This is a genomic window from Devosia sp. Z11_6 (assembly GCF_058133665.1).
This window is the reverse complement of record NZ_JBYUNQ010000004.1, coordinates 18261-34804: the sequence shown is the minus strand read 5'-3', so window position 1 is coordinate 34804 and position 16544 is coordinate 18261. Positions and strand designations below refer to the sequence as shown.

Annotated in this window: 21 protein-coding genes and 1 riboswitch; of the genes, 9 read left to right on the top strand and 12 right to left on the bottom strand. The window is 62.3% G+C overall.

All coding sequences use genetic code 11. The features are described 5' to 3' along the window. The first annotated feature begins 5 nt into the window (after positions 1–5). On the top strand, positions 6–557 hold the full coding sequence (locus tag AC3YMN_RS12390) for a DUF2231 domain-containing protein (RefSeq protein ID WP_248305246.1): 552 nt from the start codon (positions 6–8) through the stop codon (positions 555–557). On the opposite strand, the gene AC3YMN_RS12385 is transcribed toward AC3YMN_RS12390, so the two are convergent. Together AC3YMN_RS12385 and AC3YMN_RS12380 are read right to left on the bottom strand one after the other, a co-directional pair. Further along, complete coding sequence (locus AC3YMN_RS12385) at positions 538–1050, bottom strand: CopD family protein (protein WP_127752292.1); 513 nt, start codon at positions 1048–1050, stop codon at positions 538–540. The genes AC3YMN_RS12390 and AC3YMN_RS12385 overlap by 20 nt on opposite strands. After that, positions 1047–1802 carry a cytochrome c oxidase assembly protein gene (locus AC3YMN_RS12380; protein ID WP_489890239.1) on the bottom strand — a complete coding sequence of 252 codons (756 nt, stop codon included), beginning with the start codon at positions 1800–1802 and terminating at the stop codon, positions 1047–1049. Before AC3YMN_RS12380 ends, AC3YMN_RS12385 begins: the two co-directional genes overlap by 4 nt. Positions 1803–2180: 378 nt before the next feature. Here AC3YMN_RS12380 and AC3YMN_RS12375 point away from each other — a divergent pair, with 378 nt between their 5' ends. Further along, positions 2181–2357, top strand: a complete 177-nt coding sequence (locus tag AC3YMN_RS12375; protein ID WP_489890238.1) for a hypothetical protein — start codon at positions 2181–2183, stop codon at positions 2355–2357. A gap of 60 nt (positions 2358–2417) precedes the next feature. Further along, entirely contained in the window at positions 2418–2648 is a 231-nt protein-coding gene (locus AC3YMN_RS12370) for a hypothetical protein (protein ID WP_172122677.1), read from the top strand. 1 nt (position 2649) lies between these two features. Here the strand turns inward: AC3YMN_RS12370 and AC3YMN_RS12365 are convergent, their stop codons facing one another. From AC3YMN_RS12365 to AC3YMN_RS12340, 6 genes are all read right to left on the bottom strand, one after another. Next, positions 2650–3954, bottom strand: coding sequence for an LLM class flavin-dependent oxidoreductase (locus AC3YMN_RS12365; RefSeq protein WP_489890237.1), 1305 nt, complete (start codon positions 3952–3954; stop codon positions 2650–2652). Beyond that, a complete protein-coding gene (locus AC3YMN_RS12360) occupies positions 3951–4958 on the bottom strand; it encodes an ABC transporter substrate-binding protein (protein ID WP_489890236.1) in 1008 nt (335 codons plus the stop codon). The genes AC3YMN_RS12365 and AC3YMN_RS12360 overlap by 4 nt, the downstream gene beginning before the upstream one ends. A gap of 2 nt (positions 4959–4960) precedes the next feature. Then, the gene (locus AC3YMN_RS12355; protein WP_489890235.1) at positions 4961–5710 is read right to left on the bottom strand and encodes an ABC transporter ATP-binding protein; all 750 of its coding nucleotides are present in this window, start codon (positions 5708–5710) and stop codon (positions 4961–4963) included. Then, complete coding sequence (locus AC3YMN_RS12350) at positions 5707–6504, bottom strand: ABC transporter permease (RefSeq protein ID WP_489890234.1); 798 nt, start codon at positions 6502–6504, stop codon at positions 5707–5709. Before AC3YMN_RS12350 ends, AC3YMN_RS12355 begins: the two co-directional genes overlap by 4 nt. Positions 6505–6519: 15 nt before the next feature. Then, the gene (locus tag AC3YMN_RS12345) at positions 6520–7128 is read right to left on the bottom strand and encodes a YkoF family thiamine/hydroxymethylpyrimidine-binding protein (RefSeq protein WP_489890233.1); all 609 of its coding nucleotides are present in this window, start codon (positions 7126–7128) and stop codon (positions 6520–6522) included. Beyond that, positions 7119–7231, bottom strand: a riboswitch (TPP riboswitch). (Overlaps the previous gene by 10 nt.) 65 nt (positions 7232–7296) lie before the next feature. Next, positions 7297–8253, bottom strand: coding sequence for an AraC family transcriptional regulator (locus AC3YMN_RS12340; protein ID WP_489890232.1), 957 nt, complete (start codon positions 8251–8253; stop codon positions 7297–7299). A 110-nt stretch (positions 8254–8363) separates the two neighbouring features. Here AC3YMN_RS12340 and AC3YMN_RS12335 point away from each other — a divergent pair, with 110 nt between their 5' ends. From AC3YMN_RS12335 to AC3YMN_RS12315, 5 genes are all read left to right on the top strand, one after another. After that, positions 8364–9236 carry an NmrA family NAD(P)-binding protein gene (locus AC3YMN_RS12335; RefSeq protein ID WP_489890231.1) on the top strand — a complete coding sequence of 291 codons (873 nt, stop codon included), beginning with the start codon at positions 8364–8366 and terminating at the stop codon, positions 9234–9236. A gap of 74 nt (positions 9237–9310) precedes the next feature. Further along, on the top strand, positions 9311–10084 hold the full coding sequence (locus AC3YMN_RS12330) for a TSUP family transporter (protein WP_489890230.1): 774 nt from the start codon (positions 9311–9313) through the stop codon (positions 10082–10084). A gap of 151 nt (positions 10085–10235) precedes the next feature. After that, complete coding sequence (locus AC3YMN_RS12325; protein WP_489890229.1) at positions 10236–10505, top strand: glycosyltransferase; 270 nt, start codon at positions 10236–10238, stop codon at positions 10503–10505. 164 nt (positions 10506–10669) lie between these two features. Further along, positions 10670–11812, top strand: coding sequence for an MFS transporter (locus AC3YMN_RS12320; protein ID WP_489890228.1), 1143 nt, complete (start codon positions 10670–10672; stop codon positions 11810–11812). A gap of 87 nt (positions 11813–11899) precedes the next feature. Further along, positions 11900–12415: a GNAT family N-acetyltransferase gene (locus AC3YMN_RS12315; RefSeq protein ID WP_489890227.1), complete on the top strand. Its 516-nt coding sequence runs from the start codon at positions 11900–11902 to the stop codon at positions 12413–12415. Positions 12416–12424: 9 nt separating this feature from the next. On the opposite strand, the gene AC3YMN_RS12310 is transcribed toward AC3YMN_RS12315, so the two are convergent. The 3 genes from AC3YMN_RS12310 to AC3YMN_RS12300 all read right to left on the bottom strand — a co-directional run bounded on the left by AC3YMN_RS12310 (position 12425) and on the right by AC3YMN_RS12300 (position 14455). Further along, positions 12425–12613, bottom strand: a complete 189-nt coding sequence (locus AC3YMN_RS12310; protein WP_489890226.1) for a hypothetical protein — start codon at positions 12611–12613, stop codon at positions 12425–12427. Positions 12614–12652: 39 nt separating this feature from the next. After that, on the bottom strand, positions 12653–13432 hold the full coding sequence (locus AC3YMN_RS12305) for a polysaccharide deacetylase family protein (protein ID WP_489890225.1): 780 nt from the start codon (positions 13430–13432) through the stop codon (positions 12653–12655). Between the two features lie 75 nt (positions 13433–13507). After that, on the bottom strand, positions 13508–14455 hold the full coding sequence (locus AC3YMN_RS12300) for an AraC family transcriptional regulator (protein WP_489890224.1): 948 nt from the start codon (positions 14453–14455) through the stop codon (positions 13508–13510). A gap of 97 nt (positions 14456–14552) precedes the next feature. Here AC3YMN_RS12300 and AC3YMN_RS12295 point away from each other — a divergent pair, with 97 nt between their 5' ends. After that, a complete protein-coding gene (locus AC3YMN_RS12295) occupies positions 14553–15311 on the top strand; it encodes an SDR family NAD(P)-dependent oxidoreductase (RefSeq protein WP_489890223.1) in 759 nt (252 codons plus the stop codon). Between the two features lie 47 nt (positions 15312–15358). Here the strand turns inward: AC3YMN_RS12295 and AC3YMN_RS12290 are convergent, their stop codons facing one another. Further along, positions 15359–16468, bottom strand: a complete 1110-nt coding sequence (locus AC3YMN_RS12290; RefSeq protein WP_127752273.1) for an aldo/keto reductase — start codon at positions 16466–16468, stop codon at positions 15359–15361. Between the last annotated feature and the right edge of the window lie 76 nt (positions 16469–16544).

The window sequence follows — 16544 nt, the reverse complement described above, 5'->3', positions numbered from 1 at the left end:
CTGCGGTGAGCCAATCGAGCGAAGAAGAACAGGAAGCCCAGCGGGAAGAAACCCCGCCAGAAGCCCGCTCCGATCACCCCAATCCTTATATTCGCTCCATTGCCGACAAGGATATCGGCTCTGCGATTGCTGTGGCTGGCCATCCCATCCACGCCATGATGGTGCACTTTCCGATCGCGTTCATTATCGCAACCTTGGGCATCGATATCTTCTACTGGTGGGGCGCTGATCCGTTCTGGGTGCAGGTCGGCACCTGGTCGGCTTCCGCGGCCTTTGCCTTCGGCGTCCTTGCGGCGCTTGCCGGCACGGCCGAACTTCTGGCCGTGCCCGGCATTCGGGTGCGCGTCGCCAGCTGGAACCATGCGGTTGCCGCCATGGTGCTGGTCGCCATAGCCGGCGCCAATGCTGGCCTGCGCATTTTCTACCCCGAACAGATCCTGCCTAACGGCCTGATGCTTTCGGTGCTCGCGAGCATGGCCACCGCTTTTGCAAGCTGGCATGGCGGCAAGCTGGTGTTCGATCATGGGGTTGGCCTCATCATATCCACCCGGCAATAAAGGGGCCGACCATTTCGGAAAGGGCGCCGGGGGCGAAAAACGCCTGCAGGCCTTGTGGCCATTGCAGGCGTGGCTTGCCCAGCACAAGCGCCAGAATTGCGCAGACAACTGTGAGGGTCAGGGGCACGATCACCATGAAGCGCGCCGTGGGATAGTGGCCGTTGCGCTCGAAAATGCGCAGGATCACCAAACCCGAAAAGATGTGGATGCCTGTCAGCACTGCGACCCCGACCAGCTTGGCCGAAAACCAGTTCTGGTAGGTGCCCTGCATCAGGATCAGCGCAGTTCCCGAAGCAATGGCTACGAAAGCTCCGGGCGACACCAGCTTGACGTACAAAAAGCGCGTAAAGGCGTGCAACCGATGGAGCGCATCGTCTTCCAGCCCCCGCCGCTGCCGGTAAAGGAACGGCAGTGCCAGGAGCCCCGCCGACCAGAGCGCGATCCCCCCAACATGGATGAATTTGAGCCAGGCGACGACAAAACCCCAGGTCATTGCACCGCCGGGCGGCGTTCCGGCCGCAGCGCATCAACCAGTCGCCAGATCACAACGCCCAGCAGCGGCAGATTGGCAGGCACCCACATGATGAGCCCACCCAATTGCTGGTCTTCGATCGGCGAAAAGCCAAAGGCGAGGGTCGTGGCCAGATGCGGCAGGTAGAGCGGGCCGGAGGCAAACACCAGCAGCGCACCCAGAAAGCCCATCTGGATGGCGCCGGACAGCGCCATCAGCCCGGCGGCCATGGCATTGTCGGCCCGCAGCATGCCCAGCCATAGCCAGGTGAAAGCCAACAGCAAACTCACCTGCATGGCCCAATAAATCGCGGGATGGGTGAACGCCGCGGCATAGAAGTCAGGCCCATGCCAGAGCCAGAGCGCCACGGTGGACACCAGCAGCGCCGGGAAAAGCTTCACCCGCCGCCCCCACTCAGGCGGTAGCGCCAGCGCTAATAGGGGCGCCACGACCATGGTGAGGAGGATGTGGTGCCCCACCCGGGCCGAGAACAGTGCCACGGTCAGCGCGCATAAAGGCGACACGAAAAGCGTTGCCACCAGGGTCCAACTCGCGCCCGCTGCCAGTTGGCGCGGCCGGGACGCCGACCGCAAGCTGATCGCTGCAAGAGCGGCAACCAGCGTCAGCGCGGTCAACATGAAGGGATCAAGGTTCCAGCGCCCCCACAGGGTTGCCAGCGTGGGTGGCGGCCCGCAAAAGCTCATATCGAAGGAAAAGGACGACGCTGGAATCATTGATGTCCTTGGTTGAAAGGCGGTTCAACGCTTGCTGGATCCACGGAACACCCTCCCAGGAAGCTCCTGCCGAGGCATCGGCCTTGAAGACTTTAGCTGAGCATCCCATCGCGGCAGACGGGGTGGGCTGGTCATGGGGCGATGGTTCCCCTCCGATTTAACCATGCTAGCGGCCAACGCCTCGACCTCCGCACGGTTCCGTGATTGGGACGATCCGTCCCATCGCCGTTGGTTTATTCGGGTCACCCTGGGCCATCTGCTCGCGTCCATTCTCCACATCCTGGCTTCGGCGCGGCGATAAGGGTCGCCATGCCATTGTCCCGGGAGGATAGGACGGGCTAGACTAGCGGCAATCACCAAGTGCGAAGAAAAGCTGGTATGAGCGACAAGATCAAGGATGTACCCAATGGTGAGCTGGTGCCCGAGCAAAGCGAACTCCAGCTGGCAGATATAAGGATCGCTGACCTGGAGCGGCAGCTTGAAGCTGCCCAGCAGGAGATCGAGCGGCTCAAACAGGAAGTTGCTTCCTTGAGCTTGTCAGCAGGTCCTCGGTGACAGTCCCAACAGCAATGGTCAATACGAAGGGAGCCGCCGATATGCGTCTGAGTGCTCGGTTTGAGTAAGAAATATCGCGTCGTAGATTGCGCCCCGACAGAAGGCGCACCGGAAGAGTTTATCCAGGTCGCCGCGACGCCCGAGGAAGCAGCGCGGCTGGCGCTGGGGCTGGTGCTGCAACGCGGCGGGCAATTGCGGGACCTGCGGGCCAAGGTTTACCTTGAAGCCGCCGGAACGTTGTCGATGTACCGGCTCTACACCAAGAGCCTGCACCGGCAGGCCGTGGACTGACCTATGCCGGACCGAGTTGGACGCGCTGCCGCAGCAGCGTTTCCCCGCTTGCGGTAAACAGGCCCGATGCGGTGAGCTCTGGTATCACCAGATCCACAAAGCTCTGCAGATCGGCCGGCATCAACGGTGCCATCACGTTGAACCCGTCCGCGGCCCCTTGGTCGAACCATTCTTGCATGGTCGCCGCGATCTCGGCGCCCGTTCCGACCGCCAGCAGATGCCCTCGACCGCTGGCAAGACGCATCAGCAACTGCCGCAGGCTGAGCCCCTCCCGTTTGGCGATGCCAACCAAAACAGCCACGCGGCTTTGGCTCGACTGGCTGGGAGCCCCTGCCCCGACAAAAGGAGGCAGGGGGTCATCCAGCTGTGCCGCAGACAAGTCGGTGCCCAGGAACTCGGAGAGCTTGGCCAGCGCGTGCTCAGGCACCATGAACCCATTCAACTGCACCAAGCGCTCTTCCGCCTGCGCCCGCGTCGGGGCAGCAATAGGCACAATGCCAGGGTAAATCAGCAGGCTTTCCGGTGGCCGGCCGTGGCGGGAAGCCCTTCCCTTTATGTCGCGATAAAACAGTTGCGCCTCGGCAAGATCGGCCTGAACAGTGAACACCAGATCGGCATAGCGCGCCGCGAAATCACGCCCGGCCTCGGAGGCGCCGGCCTGCGCCAGCAAAGGGCGGCCCTGCGGCGAGCGGGGCACGTTCAGCGGCCCGCGGGTTCGCACGAACTGACCGTGATGATCTACTGTCCGAACCTTTGCGAGATCAAGATAGCGGCCCGCCTGCTTGTCCGCGATCCGTGCATCGGCCTGCCAGGAACTCCAAAGTGCCAGCACAGCCGCGGTGACATCTGCGGCCCGCGCATAGCGCTCGCCATGGTCAGGCATGGCGTCGAGCCCGAAATTGTGGGCCTCAAGCGCATTGGAGGAGGTGACGATGTTCCAGCCCGCCCGGCCACCGCTGAGGTGATCGAGGGAAGCAAAGCGGCGGGCGAGATGAAAGGGATGATCAAAGCTGGTCGAGGCCGTGCCGATTAGCCCGATCCGCTCGGTCACTGCCGCCAGCGCCGAAAGGATGATGAAGGGGTCCATCGCGTCCGAGAGGTGCCGGTCGGCGCTTTGCTGCAGCGCCAGCACATCACCCAGAAACAAAGCATCGAACCCACCCGCTTCAGCCCGACAAGCGATGTCGGTCCAATAGCCCAGATCGGTCGAGGCCAACGCATTGCTTTCAGGCATGCGCCAGCCTGCTTCGTGACTCCCCAGCCCAAAGATCACCGCGTTGAGCCCCATGCGCCGCCTTGCCGTCACGGCGCGGCTTCCACATAGGCGCTGGTGTAGTAGCCGGAGAAATCGGGCTTGGCGGCCAGAGGATTGCTTTCGCCATCCTTGAGGATGCCGGCTTCAAACAGGAACGTGCCCATCGCCTCCATCTTGGCGGGGTTGATGACGCCCACGGCCCCATTTTCGGCCTGCAGGTAGTGCCCATCGATCAGCGCCTGCAGCGATGCGCGCACAAAGTCCCGGTCCAGCAGCGCGTCGCTATTGGCTGCGACCAGAATATCGGTCGCCTCGTCCGGATGGGCGACGGCATAGGCGTAACCGCGCTGGCTCGCGCCAAGGAACGCCTTGGCCGTGTCCGGGTGCTCAGCCAGAAAGGCGCCAGTGGTGCCGATGAAGTTGGTGTGCTGGTCGGGCACGCCCCAATCGGCATAGCGAAAGGCACGTTGTGGGCGCCCGTCTCGCTCCGCCTTGACGCCTTCCCAGGTATAAACTTCGAGCGTGAAATCCACCGCGCCGTTAGCCAGCGCTTCATAGGCCGAAGTGCCCAAGGTGACCGTCTCGAATTCCCCCCGGCCGCCATCGGCGCGGATGATCGTGCCAATCAGGGCATTCTCCCAGTCACTGCCAAAGCCGGCATAGGTCTTGCCGTCGAGGTCCTTGGGGCTTTGAATATCCTGCCGGTCGCCGTTGAACACAAGGCGCCCCGTTTCGGTCTGCACCAGTGCATAAGTCGCGACCAGATCAACCCCGGCCGTGCGCTGGGTGAACAGACCGATGGAGCCAAGAATACCGAAATCTGCCACCCCATTGGCCACGAGCGTGCCAGCGGAAGTGTCGGAATAAGGCAGGATCTCAACTGCGACCCCCGCATCCTCATAAAAGCCCTTGGCCTGGGCAACAAAGAGGCCGACATGGTTGGTGTTGGGCGTCCAGTCCAGCGCCATGGTCACCGGCACCGGCTGAGCCATTGCGGGTGGGCTGGCGAGGGCGGCGGCAAGGCCAAGGATCAGCAGCAGGCGCGAAAGCGGCATGATTATTCCTCCGGTTCAAACAAGGTCTGCAGGATATCGGCTTCGATTTGGGCGATGACCGCCGACCCTGCTGGGGGTCGCGGATGCTCAAGCGGCACGTCGATGCGGCGCACGATCTGCGCTGGGCGCGGCGACAACAGGTAGATCCGGTCGGACAACAGCACCGCTTCGCGGACATCGTGGGTGATCAGCAACACGGTCCAGCGATGGCGCGTCCACATCCCAGCGAGCCAGCGCTGCATTCGCGTGCGGGTCAGGGCATCCAGGGCTCCGAAAGGCTCGTCGAGCAGCAGCATGGATTTATGCTGCACCACTGTGCGCAGCAGCGCTGCACGCTGCCGCATGCCGCCGGAAAGCTGCGCGGGGTAATGGTTTTCAAATCCGGCCAAACCAAACTCAGCGAACAGCGGCTGGACTGCCCCCCGCGCCGCCTTGCGCGTCATGCCCGCCACCTCAAGGCCCAGAGTGGCATTGTCGATGATCCGCCGCCACGGCATCAGCGCATCGCGTTGCGGCATGAAGGCAAAGGGGTGGCTCTTTGGGGCGAGTGGCGTGCCATCAAACAGCATTTCCCCACCATCAGTGGACACCGCTCCGGTCAGCAGCTGTAGGATGGTGGATTTACCAGCGCCGGAAGGGCCGAGGATCGAAACGAACTCTCCTGCTCCAACGCTCAAGTTGATGTCGGCCAGAACTTCGGAATCGCCAAAGCTCTTGCCCAAGTTGCGCAGTTCAAGCCTGGGCGTGGTCATGGGCGCCTCTGCGCCAAGCGGGTCCAGGGCATCGTCAGCCGCTGCACCAAGACGGTAGCGCCAAACAGGAGCAGGGTCAGCGTCGCGCTGACGACGACGGCGGCCAGCACCAGGTCGGGGCGAAAATTGTTCTTGGCATTGAGAATATAGATGCCCAAGCCGCGGACCGCCCCGGCATATTCGGCAAAGATCGCCCCGACTACGGCATAGGTGATGGAAATGCGCAGCCCGGCAAAGAAATAAGGCAAGGCCGAAGGCAGCCGCGACATCCTGAACCGGCGCCAGCGCGAGGCTCCCATGGACGCCAGCAGCGCCTCGATATCGCGATCGGTGGAGTCATAGCCCTGCACCAGCGCCACCAGCATGGGGAAAAAGGTCACCAGTGCCACGAGCACGATCTTGGGCGTCAGCCCGAAGCCGAACCAGAGCACGATGAGCGGCGCGATGGCGACCAGCGGCAGGGTCTGCGTGATAATGAACACCGGAAACAACGCCCGCCGTACCGGGCGAAAGAAGTCCACCACGACCGAAAACAGCAATGCGGCGCAGAGCGAGCAGCCGAAACCCAAAATGGTGGCCTGCAAGGTCGCTAATGTGTGCCCGGCCAGCGCGTCCCGGTTCTGGTAGCCCTGGACCACAATGCGGGATGGCGCCGGCAACGCCGTGGGCGAGATGCCCGAAAGCTGCACATAAGCTTCCCAGGCCAGGATCAGGGTCACCACCGAAAACACGGCGGGCCCTGCGTAACTGAGAAACCGGGCGACAAGGCGCCCGAAGGAGAACAACTGCGCCATGCCCAGGCCTTCCGCTCAGCGCGCGCTGGGGCTGTTAACCGACACGGTCAGGTCGATGGTGACATGTCCCTCGGGCGGTCCAAACCGGCAAAAGGCCTGCTCGATGGTGGCGAACAGCGCACCGGTGTCGCCATTGAGCTTGGTGGCGAAATGCTTGGACTTTTCGAAGGTGCCCGACTGTTTGAGGAAGTCGATGCAGCCATAGATTTCGTCTATGTGATGGCCCTGTCCCATCACATAGAGAGACAATTGGGCCACCCCGAAGACGCCGATGTGGGGCGCATCCTGCACTGCCGCAAGCGCACTGGCGCGCCGCTCCTCAAGAGGCGCAACCGGCCCCTCGAACAAATTGGACTGGCAGATGGCATCATCGGGCTCGCCCGGGCAGCCGCGCGAGATTGTCGCCGAAAGCACGCAATGGGTGCCGGCGCGCGCGGCGGCACTGAACAGATCGCGCATGGCGGGAAACAGCACTTCGGGCGGACCGACCAACAGGGTCGAGATGTCATCGGTCTCGATGCGCAAGCGTTCACGATAGGGATCGAGCGCACCCAGCGCGTTCATGATCACGCCGACAAAGTCGCCGGTCATTGGATAAAGGGAAATCTGTGCGCCTGAGAACATGGCCCGCCTCGCTCCGCTGGTATTACCCAGATCAGCTATAGGGTCCGAAGGCTTGCCGCCCTCATCTCAGCCCCGACCATACGGAGCACCCCTGTGGATAGGGCCAGCATAGGGCAGCATCGCCGGCAAATGCAAGCACATGTCTGTATTGGCGGAGTTGATCTTTTATCAGGCGCTTTGCGATGCTTGACGCAGTTCCTGGATTGCTTGTCCATCAGGCAAGCGCGCGCCACTTTGGAGCGTCTGCAGATAAGCTCGGGGGGCGAGGCCGTGATAGTCCTTGAACGCCCGCGTGAAAGCCGCCTCCGAGGCGTAGCCGGCTTCGCTCGCCAGTGACCCTACCGAAGTGGGGCCACTGGCGAGCTTTCTGGCGGCCAGAGTCAGCCTCCAACCTTTGAGATAGGTCAATGGCGGCTCTCCCGCCCGGTCATGGAATCGTCTGGCAAAGGCAGCGCGCGACAGCCCCGCCACCTTCGCCATGCCCTCGACAGTCCATTTGGCGGCGGGATCGGCATGGATCGCCCGGAACACCTTGGCAAGGTTGGGATCCTTCATTGCCGGCAGCCATCCGGCGGAATGCCCGGCGCGCTCGGCTGCACGGCGCAGCACGTAAACCAGCAGACTGTCGGCAAGACTTTCCACCAGGCTTTCGTTGCCCAAGCCCTGGTGCTCCAGTTCCTCGGCCAGCAGCAGTACGATCGGCAAAATGCCATGGTCCTTGCGGAGCTCCGCCGCGGGCAGGTGAATGCAGGGCGGTAGCGCCGATTGTCCCAGCCGCCGCGTGCCATCCACCTGGAAGCGCCCGCAAAAGATCACCGCGTCAGGAGACTGGCTGGTGACATCAAATCCTTGTTGCACGAACTGGCTGACGGGGGGCGCCTCGCCCTTAGGGCTGGCCACGAGATCGTGGGCCTTTCCATCACTCAGGACCACCAGATCACCCTCTTCCAGCCGGAGTGGCGCCTCGCCGGCCCGGCGAAGCCAAGCGGTCCCCTGCCAGACGAGGTGAAAGGCGATCATTGCCCCCGGATCGAGCCGGAAGCCCCAAGGCTCAACCACCCGGCTGCGGACGAGGGTCATCCGGCTGCGGGCGTACATGCGGATCCATTGATCAAGCACATTCATGCCGCTCTCCTGCACCTTTTCAAGACGATCTGCAAGAAAGGGGAGATCGGCTCACATGGCTTGTCCTCTCAGGGCGCGCCATCTTTCTCCTGGTTAGAAAGGAGAACGTGATGTTCAAGACCATACTTGTTGCGGCCGGAACCGGCACAGTTGGGCAGCACCTGGCCAATCGGCTGCTGATCGCCGGGCACAGCGTCAAAATTGGCACAAGGCGAGGAGGTGACGCCAACACAGTGCTGCTGGACTATAGTCAGGCCCGGACTTTTGAAGCGGCGCTTGCCGGCACCGATGCGGCTTACCTCGTCGTTCCGACCTCGGCCGAACCACATTTACTGCTTGGCCCCTTCGTTGAGGCCGCAGCGCGGCGCGGCATTAAGTTGGTGTTGCAATCAGCTCTGGGGGTGGATGCCAATGACGCCATTCCGCTGCGGCAACTGGAGCGGCAGATCGAAAGCTCAGGCGCGCCCTACGCGATCCTGCGCCCAAACTGGTTCCTCGACAATTTCCACGGGCGCTGGCACGCCGGCATCATGGAGCTTGGCCGGCTTGCGCTTCCCGCGGGCGATGCCACGACCAGCTTGATTGATGCGCGCGACATCGCCGAAGCTGCCGCTGTCGCTTTGACCCAGGCAGTTGCGGATGGGCGGGCTTTCAACCTGACTGGCCCCGACAGCCTGGGCTATGCCGAAGCCGCCGCGGCGCTTTCCGCGATCAGCGGCCGCACCGTCACCTACGATGGTGTCGACGAGGCGCAGTTCAAGCGCGAGTCGGGGCGCATGAAACTGGCGCCAGCTCTGGTCGAACAGATGCTGCCGATCTTTACTGCCACTCTCGCGGGTCATTTCAGCCAGGTCACTGACGATTTCAGCCAACTCACCGGGCGACCGGGCCGGCGGCTCGTCGATTATCTGGCTGACAATGCCTGGCGCTTCGCCGTCCCAGTTGCGCAGAACGAAGTCCAGAGAGCAGCGATCAGTCGGTGATTCGCCGCCTCACGGCGCCACGCCCGGGGAATGCAGCTATTATCCCGGGCGTTGATTCTGTTTGCAGGCTGGTAATGGACCCGTTGAATGTCGCCATGCTCTTGGTCCTTGCCGGCGCTGCCGCTTATGTGCAGACGCTGACGGGCTTTGCCTTTGGCCTGTTGATGATGGGCGGTATCGGCATTCTCGGGCTGCTGCCCCTGCCCGAAGCCGCGGTGATCGTGAGCATCCTCACGGTGGTCAATGCAACTCAGGTGTTGGCCCGAGGCTGGCGTAACGTGGCCTGGAGCGAGTTTCGCCTCGCCATTGGCCCCAGCCTCCTTTTGGTGGTGCTGGGTTATTTCATGCTCGAATGGCTTGCGGACGCCAATCTGGACGGACTACGCCTGCTGCTGGGCGCCGTCATCGTTGGTGCCAGCATCCAGTTGATCCTGCAGCCGCATCCGCTGCCCAACCGGTCTTCTTCGGGTTCGTTCGTCCTGGTGGGTGCATTGGGCGGCTTTCTGGGCGGGATGTTCTCCACGGCCGGACCGCCCTTGATCTATCACTTCTATCGCCAACCCCTGCCAGCGGCCGCCATCCGGGACACCTTGGTGCTGATCTTTGGCGTCAACGCCTTGTTCCGGCTGTCCTTGGTCGGCTTGACCGGCAGCTTCCCCTATGAGGCAAGTTGGTGGGCGCTGTTGGCGGCGCCCGTGGTTACCGCCACCACCTATGCCGCAAAACGCTGGCCGCCGCCATTTGCGGTCCTCACGCTGCGCCGCGTGGCGTTCTCGCTCCTGCTGCTATCAGGTGTTTCCCTGGCGGCGCCGGCCATTTGGCGACTGGGGTTTGCCGCGGCCGCCTGAACGTCGATCCTCGGCGTGCTAAGTTGGGCCTCGGTACACACATCGGTTTCAACCCCTCCCCCACTTCGATATGTAGATCACAAGCGGCTTGCTTCAAGCCTAGGGACCCGCCGTAAAACCCTTGCCGTATCCAAGCAAAGGGAGTGCATCGATGCGGGTACTTTTGTCGACCTATGGGTCGCGGGGTGACGTCGAACCCATTGTGGCGCTTGCAGTCGCGCTCGAGGCGGTCGGTGTGGAAGCGGTGCTGTCCGCTCCGGGCGACCAGGAGTTTGTGGAGCTTGCCGAACGTGCCGGCGTTGAGTTAGTCCCCGCCTTCATGCGCGTGCGAAAGTGGATTGCGCTCGCTCAACGATTTCCCAGCGATATCCCGGGTTACGGGATGAGGATGATCGCCGCCCAGTGCACCCGACGGAGGTAATGCGTTTGCGCGTGCCAACCGCTGGATGCTCCTAGAAATCCCGCGGCGCTCGGCTTAAGGCTAGTGGCGGACTGCCCGGGGGGAGGACGCGCTCCGTTGGGGGACAACAAGGTGTTGCCTCTCGCAAGCGCGTTGACGTGGCAGCGGGGTGGGCAGTTTCGGGCATGGCGTTCTACGCGTATTATTTTGCGCTTTACGCGCAGGTGGCGATCGGCATCACCTTCATGCCGCTTTGGCTGAAATCAGGCGACCTTTCGGTACAAGAGATCGGGGTCTGCCTCGCGCTTGCCTCGGCGCTGGCGGTCGTGGTCAATCCCGTGGTTGGCGGTGTGGCCGATCGCACCCGGAGCAACAAGGCGATCCTGTTCGGCCTCGTCGTGCTCGCCACGCTTGCTTCCGCCGCTTTGCTGGCCGCCGATGGCCCTCTCATCGTGGCCGGCGTTTACCTCATCCTCCGGTTCGTCAGCGCGCCACTCATTCCGCTCAGCGAGTCGATCCTCATCGCCAACCTTGCCACATACCGGCTGGAATTTGGCCGGGTGCGAGCCTGGGGCTCGGCGTCGGTCGTGGTCACGACCCTGCTTTGCGGCTATCTGGTCGACTGGTCGGGCCCCACCGTCATTGTCCTCGTGCTCATCCTGGTTCTTGCACTGCAGGCCGGGCTTTCAAGCGCCCTTCCCGGCCGCGGGGATGGTGCAGCGATCGGCCCGATCTCGACTGCGGCGATTGCCAAGGCCTTGCGCAACCGCAGCTTCCTGCTGCTTATCGGCAGTGCCGCCATTTCCCAGGCCTGCCACGGCCTGTTTTATGCCTACAGCACGTTTCGCTGGCTGGGCGCTGGGTATTCGACCTTCGAAATCGGCATCTTCTGGACCATCGGCGTCGCCGCCGAAATAATTGCCTTCGCGTTTGCCAGCCGCATCACGACGCGGCTGACGCCCGGCATGATCATCAGCATCGGGTGTCTTGCCGGCGTGTTGCGCTGGGGTACCTTCGGCTACTCGACCGACATCTTGCCCACCCTGTTGATGCAGTTACTGCAAGGCGCGACACTAGGCCTTACCCAAGTTGGCGTCGCCGCCTATATGCGCCGACATGTTGCCCCGCACTTTCTTGCCAGCGCTACCGGCTCCTATGCGGCAGCAGGGGGGCTCCTCGGCAGCGTCTTTATCCTTGTGGGCGGGCAGCTCTACGCCTCCGGCAGCGGCAGCGTTTTCCTGTTTGCCAGCGCTCTTTGCGCCTTCGGGCTGATGGCTGCCCTGTGCATGATCCGGCTGGAAAAACGAAGTGCAGTCGCGCCGGCTTAGCCTGGCAAGGCCGGGGGATACGCCTTGGGTACGCTTGCTTGCGTTCTACCCCAGCTGAACGGAAATTAAGAACAACAAGAGCGACTGATGGGCAGCATGAAGGTCGAGATCAGGCCTATCGTAATGAGTGATTTCGACGGCTTCTACGCTGCTCTCGACAGCGTAGCCCGGGAGCGTCGCTTTTTGTCCTCGCATCAGGCACCGCCGATCGAGAGCACAGCGAGCTTTGTTGCCGGCAACATCAAAAACGGCAATCCACAGTTCGTCGCCTTGGCGGGTGCTCAAATCATTGGCTGGTGTGACATTTGCCGGCAGAGCAAACCCGTATTTGAGCATTCCGGCGTGCTGGGGATGGGCCTCGTAACGCAGTTCCGCGGCCAGGGCATTGGGTCCCGGCTGCTCGCTGCCACGCTCGAAACCGCGCGATCAAGGCGCTTTCGCCGGGTGGAACTCGAGGTTTTCGCCAACAACAGCGGGGCCATCGCCCTTTATCGAAAGCACGGCTTTGCCCTGGAGGGCACCCGGCGGTTGGGGGCCATGATCGACAACCAGGAGATCGACACCCACATCATGGCCGTGATCCACCCCGCTGCAGCGTCGTGAATCGTCGGACTAGGGCGCTAAGTGTTCGACGAGACGCGAAATGGTGCTCCGCCAGAGCGCGCTCATCGTGGGATTGGACTGCCGATAATACCATACGAGGCCCATGGCCTGCTGGAACGCCCAAGCGGCGCCACGCTGCCACTCCAGCTCGCTGGCCTCGATGGCGTCGCGAAACACCGCCCGGCTTTCCCGGTCCATGCGCCGACCAGACGCCCATCAATTGGCTGCAGAGCTTTGTTATCTGCCGGCCAGCAATTGGGAAACCGTAACAAATTTGAAACCACGGGCCTTGAGGCCATCGATGATAGCAGGCAATGCCAGTCTACTTGCTGCTCGGCTCTCATACATGACGTGCATGATAATGATGGAGCCGTTTGTCGCCTTGGCAATCGCATGGTCGGCTAGGCTACGGGAGCTGGCCGCATCAACCGCATCAGCTTCAGGTTCTACGTCCCACATAATCGTGGTGCGACCGTGTTGGGCGAGGTACCAAGGCAGGGCGACGAGTTTCTTGCCATAGGGCGGGCGGAAGTGCAGCGGGCCCGCATAGCCGGTCTTTCGGATGGCGACATCGGTGCTTTCGATTTCCTCGGCAATACTTGCGGGCGACATGAAGACCATGCGCCTGTGCGACCAGGAATGATTGCCGATCTCGTGACCGGCCGCGGCGATGGCTTGAACCTGCTGCGGATGCTCAGCGCTTTCCCGGCCAGTGAGAAAGAAGGTCGCCTTGACGTCGCGTTCGTTGAGAATGTCGAGCACCGTTTGGGTATAGGCCGGCGTGGGGCCGTCATCCAAAGTGAGCGCCACGACGGGCGCATCAGTCTCGACGCGCGCGACGATATCGCCAAAAAGCTGGAAACCTCTCGCATTGCTCAACTCCAGCACGCCCAGGAAGCCCGCGACCAACACCGCCATGGTAGCAAGAAGGATTATCCAGCGGCGCATGAGTGTTCTTTCCGCTTGAGTTCTCCAGCAATGGCCTCGGGAAATACCGCCGATAGCTGCTGGTGACATCATCATACTCGGGCACGAAGGGCACTTCCACAACGCCGCCTTTGAGCGCGGACCAGGTTTCCCTGAGCTTCTCCGTCAGGCGATAGCGCCTTCGAATTCTTCTGCCGCCATGCCGGATGACGCAGCAGCGACCTCGCGCGCATAACGCACCGGCGATACGCCGACTTCGCGCATAAAGGCCACGCTGAAGGCGCTGGCCGAGCGATATCCAACCTGGCGGGCAATCTCGCTTACGCTCGCTTCCCGCTTGCGCAGCAGGTCCTTGGCCAGAGCCAGTCGCCAGGACTTGAGATATTCCATCGGTGCCATGCCCACAGCGCCTTGAAACCGATCATGGAAACCTGACCGGGACAAAGCGGCTTCTCGCGCCAGCTCGGCCACGGTCCAGCCGCGCTCCGGTCTTGCATGCATGCCCCTGAGCGCCACCGCGAGCCGCTCGTCCGCCAAGCCGCGCAGCAATCCCGGTGAATCTCCCAGATCGGCAGTGGAGCGGAGCGCTTCGATCAGCAGCACTTCGAGCAGATGCTGCAACACCACTTCTCGTCCCGGCTTGGTGCCCACAGCCTCATCGCCGAGCAACTGCATCAGCATCGCCAGCCGATATTCGCTGCGCACCACAACCACTTCGGGCAGCAGCGAGGACAACAAGCTCGCATCGTCCGACTGGAATATGCAGTAGCCCACCAGTGCCCGCATATCGGTCGGGCCATCAATGCTGCCGAGGCGGTAGCCACCGCCGGGCAGGATAACGGGATCGATCACCAGATTGGTGTCGCTGCTTGGCGCTTCGCTCCACATGCTGAAGTCGTGCGCAAAGGGGATCAGGATGAAGTCCCCCGCATTGACGAGGATCTCCCCGCTTTGGTGATCCCGGTAGCGCAGGCTCCCCTTGAGGATCGCGACATAATAGGGATTGGGCGATTGGGTCCGCCTCACCCGCCATGGTCCTGATCCGGTGACGCATTTGGAAAAAGGTGCGCCCGGTTGCAGCAAGCCAACGATCTGCGCGAGGGGATCAGCCATTCTGGACTCAATCGAAATAATCTTGGACGTTTGAAGATAGAACGTCCACCAGCCGATGACCACCTCCTGTTCGGCCAATCAAGAACAGGATCAAGCCATGACCGAAAATACCCGCATCGCACTCGTTACCGGCGCCAATCAGGGCATCGGCCTCCAGATCGCAACCGATCTCGCCGCCAATGGCGTGACGGTGCTGCTCGCCTCGCGCAATCTCGAACGGGGCAAGGCAGCCGCGCAAACTATTGCCGGCGATGTGCATCCTATCCAGCTCGACGTCACCGACGAGGCTTCGATCCGCGCCGCCGCGGCGCAAGTCGAACAGCAGTTCGGGCGCCTCGATGTTCTCGTCAACAATGCCGCGATTTCCCGGGCCAACGGCCAGGAAACCGAGACCATGCAGGACTATATCAAGCGCTCACGGGCAACGCTGATTTCGGTCGATGAAGTGCGCTCCATCTGGGAAACCAATGTTTTCGGCGTGCTCGCCGTCACCCAGGCATTTGTGCCCCTGCTGCGCAAATCGAAAGATGCCAGCATCGTCAATGTGTCGAGCAGCCTTGGCTCACTCACCATCAACTCCAAACCCGGTCCCTATAGGGCAACGTTCAACCCCGGCTATGGCGCGTCCAAGACCGCGCTCAATGCCATTACGCTAGCCTTTGCCATCGATCTTGAAGCGGAAGGGATCAAGGTCAATGCGGTGACCCCCGGCTATACCAGCACTGCGCTTAACAACTACGAAGGCAACGAAACCGTCGAGCAGGGTGCGGCCGAAGCCGTGCGCGTCGCTCTCCTCGGCAGCGAGGGCCCAACCGGCACCTTCACCGGATCGGTCAACGAGACCTATCCCTGGTAATTCGAACCGAGATACGCCGAGGGGAGCCATGGCTCCCCTCGTGCTGTTCAGTGTGCCGAAGCGTTCCAGGGCGCAACCTCATTGCCGCCAAAGAACGCGCCGCGCGGCAACTGGAAGATGAAGTACGGGCTTGGGAGCGGCAGGGCGGTAGCCGCTTCAAGGCGCTGCAACTGATCAGCGGACAGCCTCACCTCAAGCGAGGCGATGTTCTGCACCAGCTGATCGGGGCGGCTGGCGCCGATCAGCACGGAGGAAACGCCCGGCCGTGCCGCCACCCAGGCCAGGCTGACCTGGGCCATGGACTTGCCCGCTTCCTGAGCAATTTCGCGCACAGCGTCCACCACCCCGAAGTTCCGCTCCGTGAACAGCATGCCGCCGAAAGGATTGTCACCGTTAAGCCGACCATCGCTCCCCTGCTCGCCGCCATCGCCGGCGCTGTCGGGCATAGCGGGCGCCTGCTCGGCACGCGAAAGCATGTCGCGACCATATTTGCCGGTTAGCAACCCGCCGCCGAGAGGGCTCCAGGGTACGAGGCCCAACCCGAATTCCGCTCCGGCTGGGGCAAGTTCAAGTTCGACGCCACGATCGATCAGCGAATAGGAATATTGCAGCCCAATCGGCTTGGGCAGCCCATGCGCGGCAGCCAGGGTGGCGATTTTGGCGACATACCAGCCTGGCGTATTGGAGAAGCCATAGTGCAGGATTTTGCCCGCGCGAACGGCGTCGCTCAAGGTGCCCAGAACCTCTTCTGCCGGCGTGGTGCGGTCCCAGACATGCATCCAGTACATGTCGATAACATCTGTTTGCAGGCGCTTGAGCGATCCCTCGATGCCGGCCCGGATGTTCTTCTTGCCATTGCCACCGGCAAGCGCAGTGCCCTGCTGGCGCGAAAAGCCGAACTTGGTGGCGACAACAAGTTTGTCGCGTAAGCCGCTCTGGGCAATGAAACGGCCGAGCATTTCTTCGCTCTGCCCGCCTGAATAGATGTCAGCTGTGTCAACGAAGTTGCCGCCCGCGGCGACATAGGTGTCAAAGATGGCGCGGGAGCTTGTTTCGTCGGTGCCCCAGCGTCCGGTGCCGAAGGTCATGGTACCGAGCGCGAGTGGGCTGACGACAAGGCCGGATGCACCAAGGGTGCGGTATTGAGTGAGACTCATGAGGCTTATCCTTCAAGGCTTGAGGCTGCACCTGACAAGTAGAGCCAAGAGTGGCACCCGATTAGCCCTTGCCCAT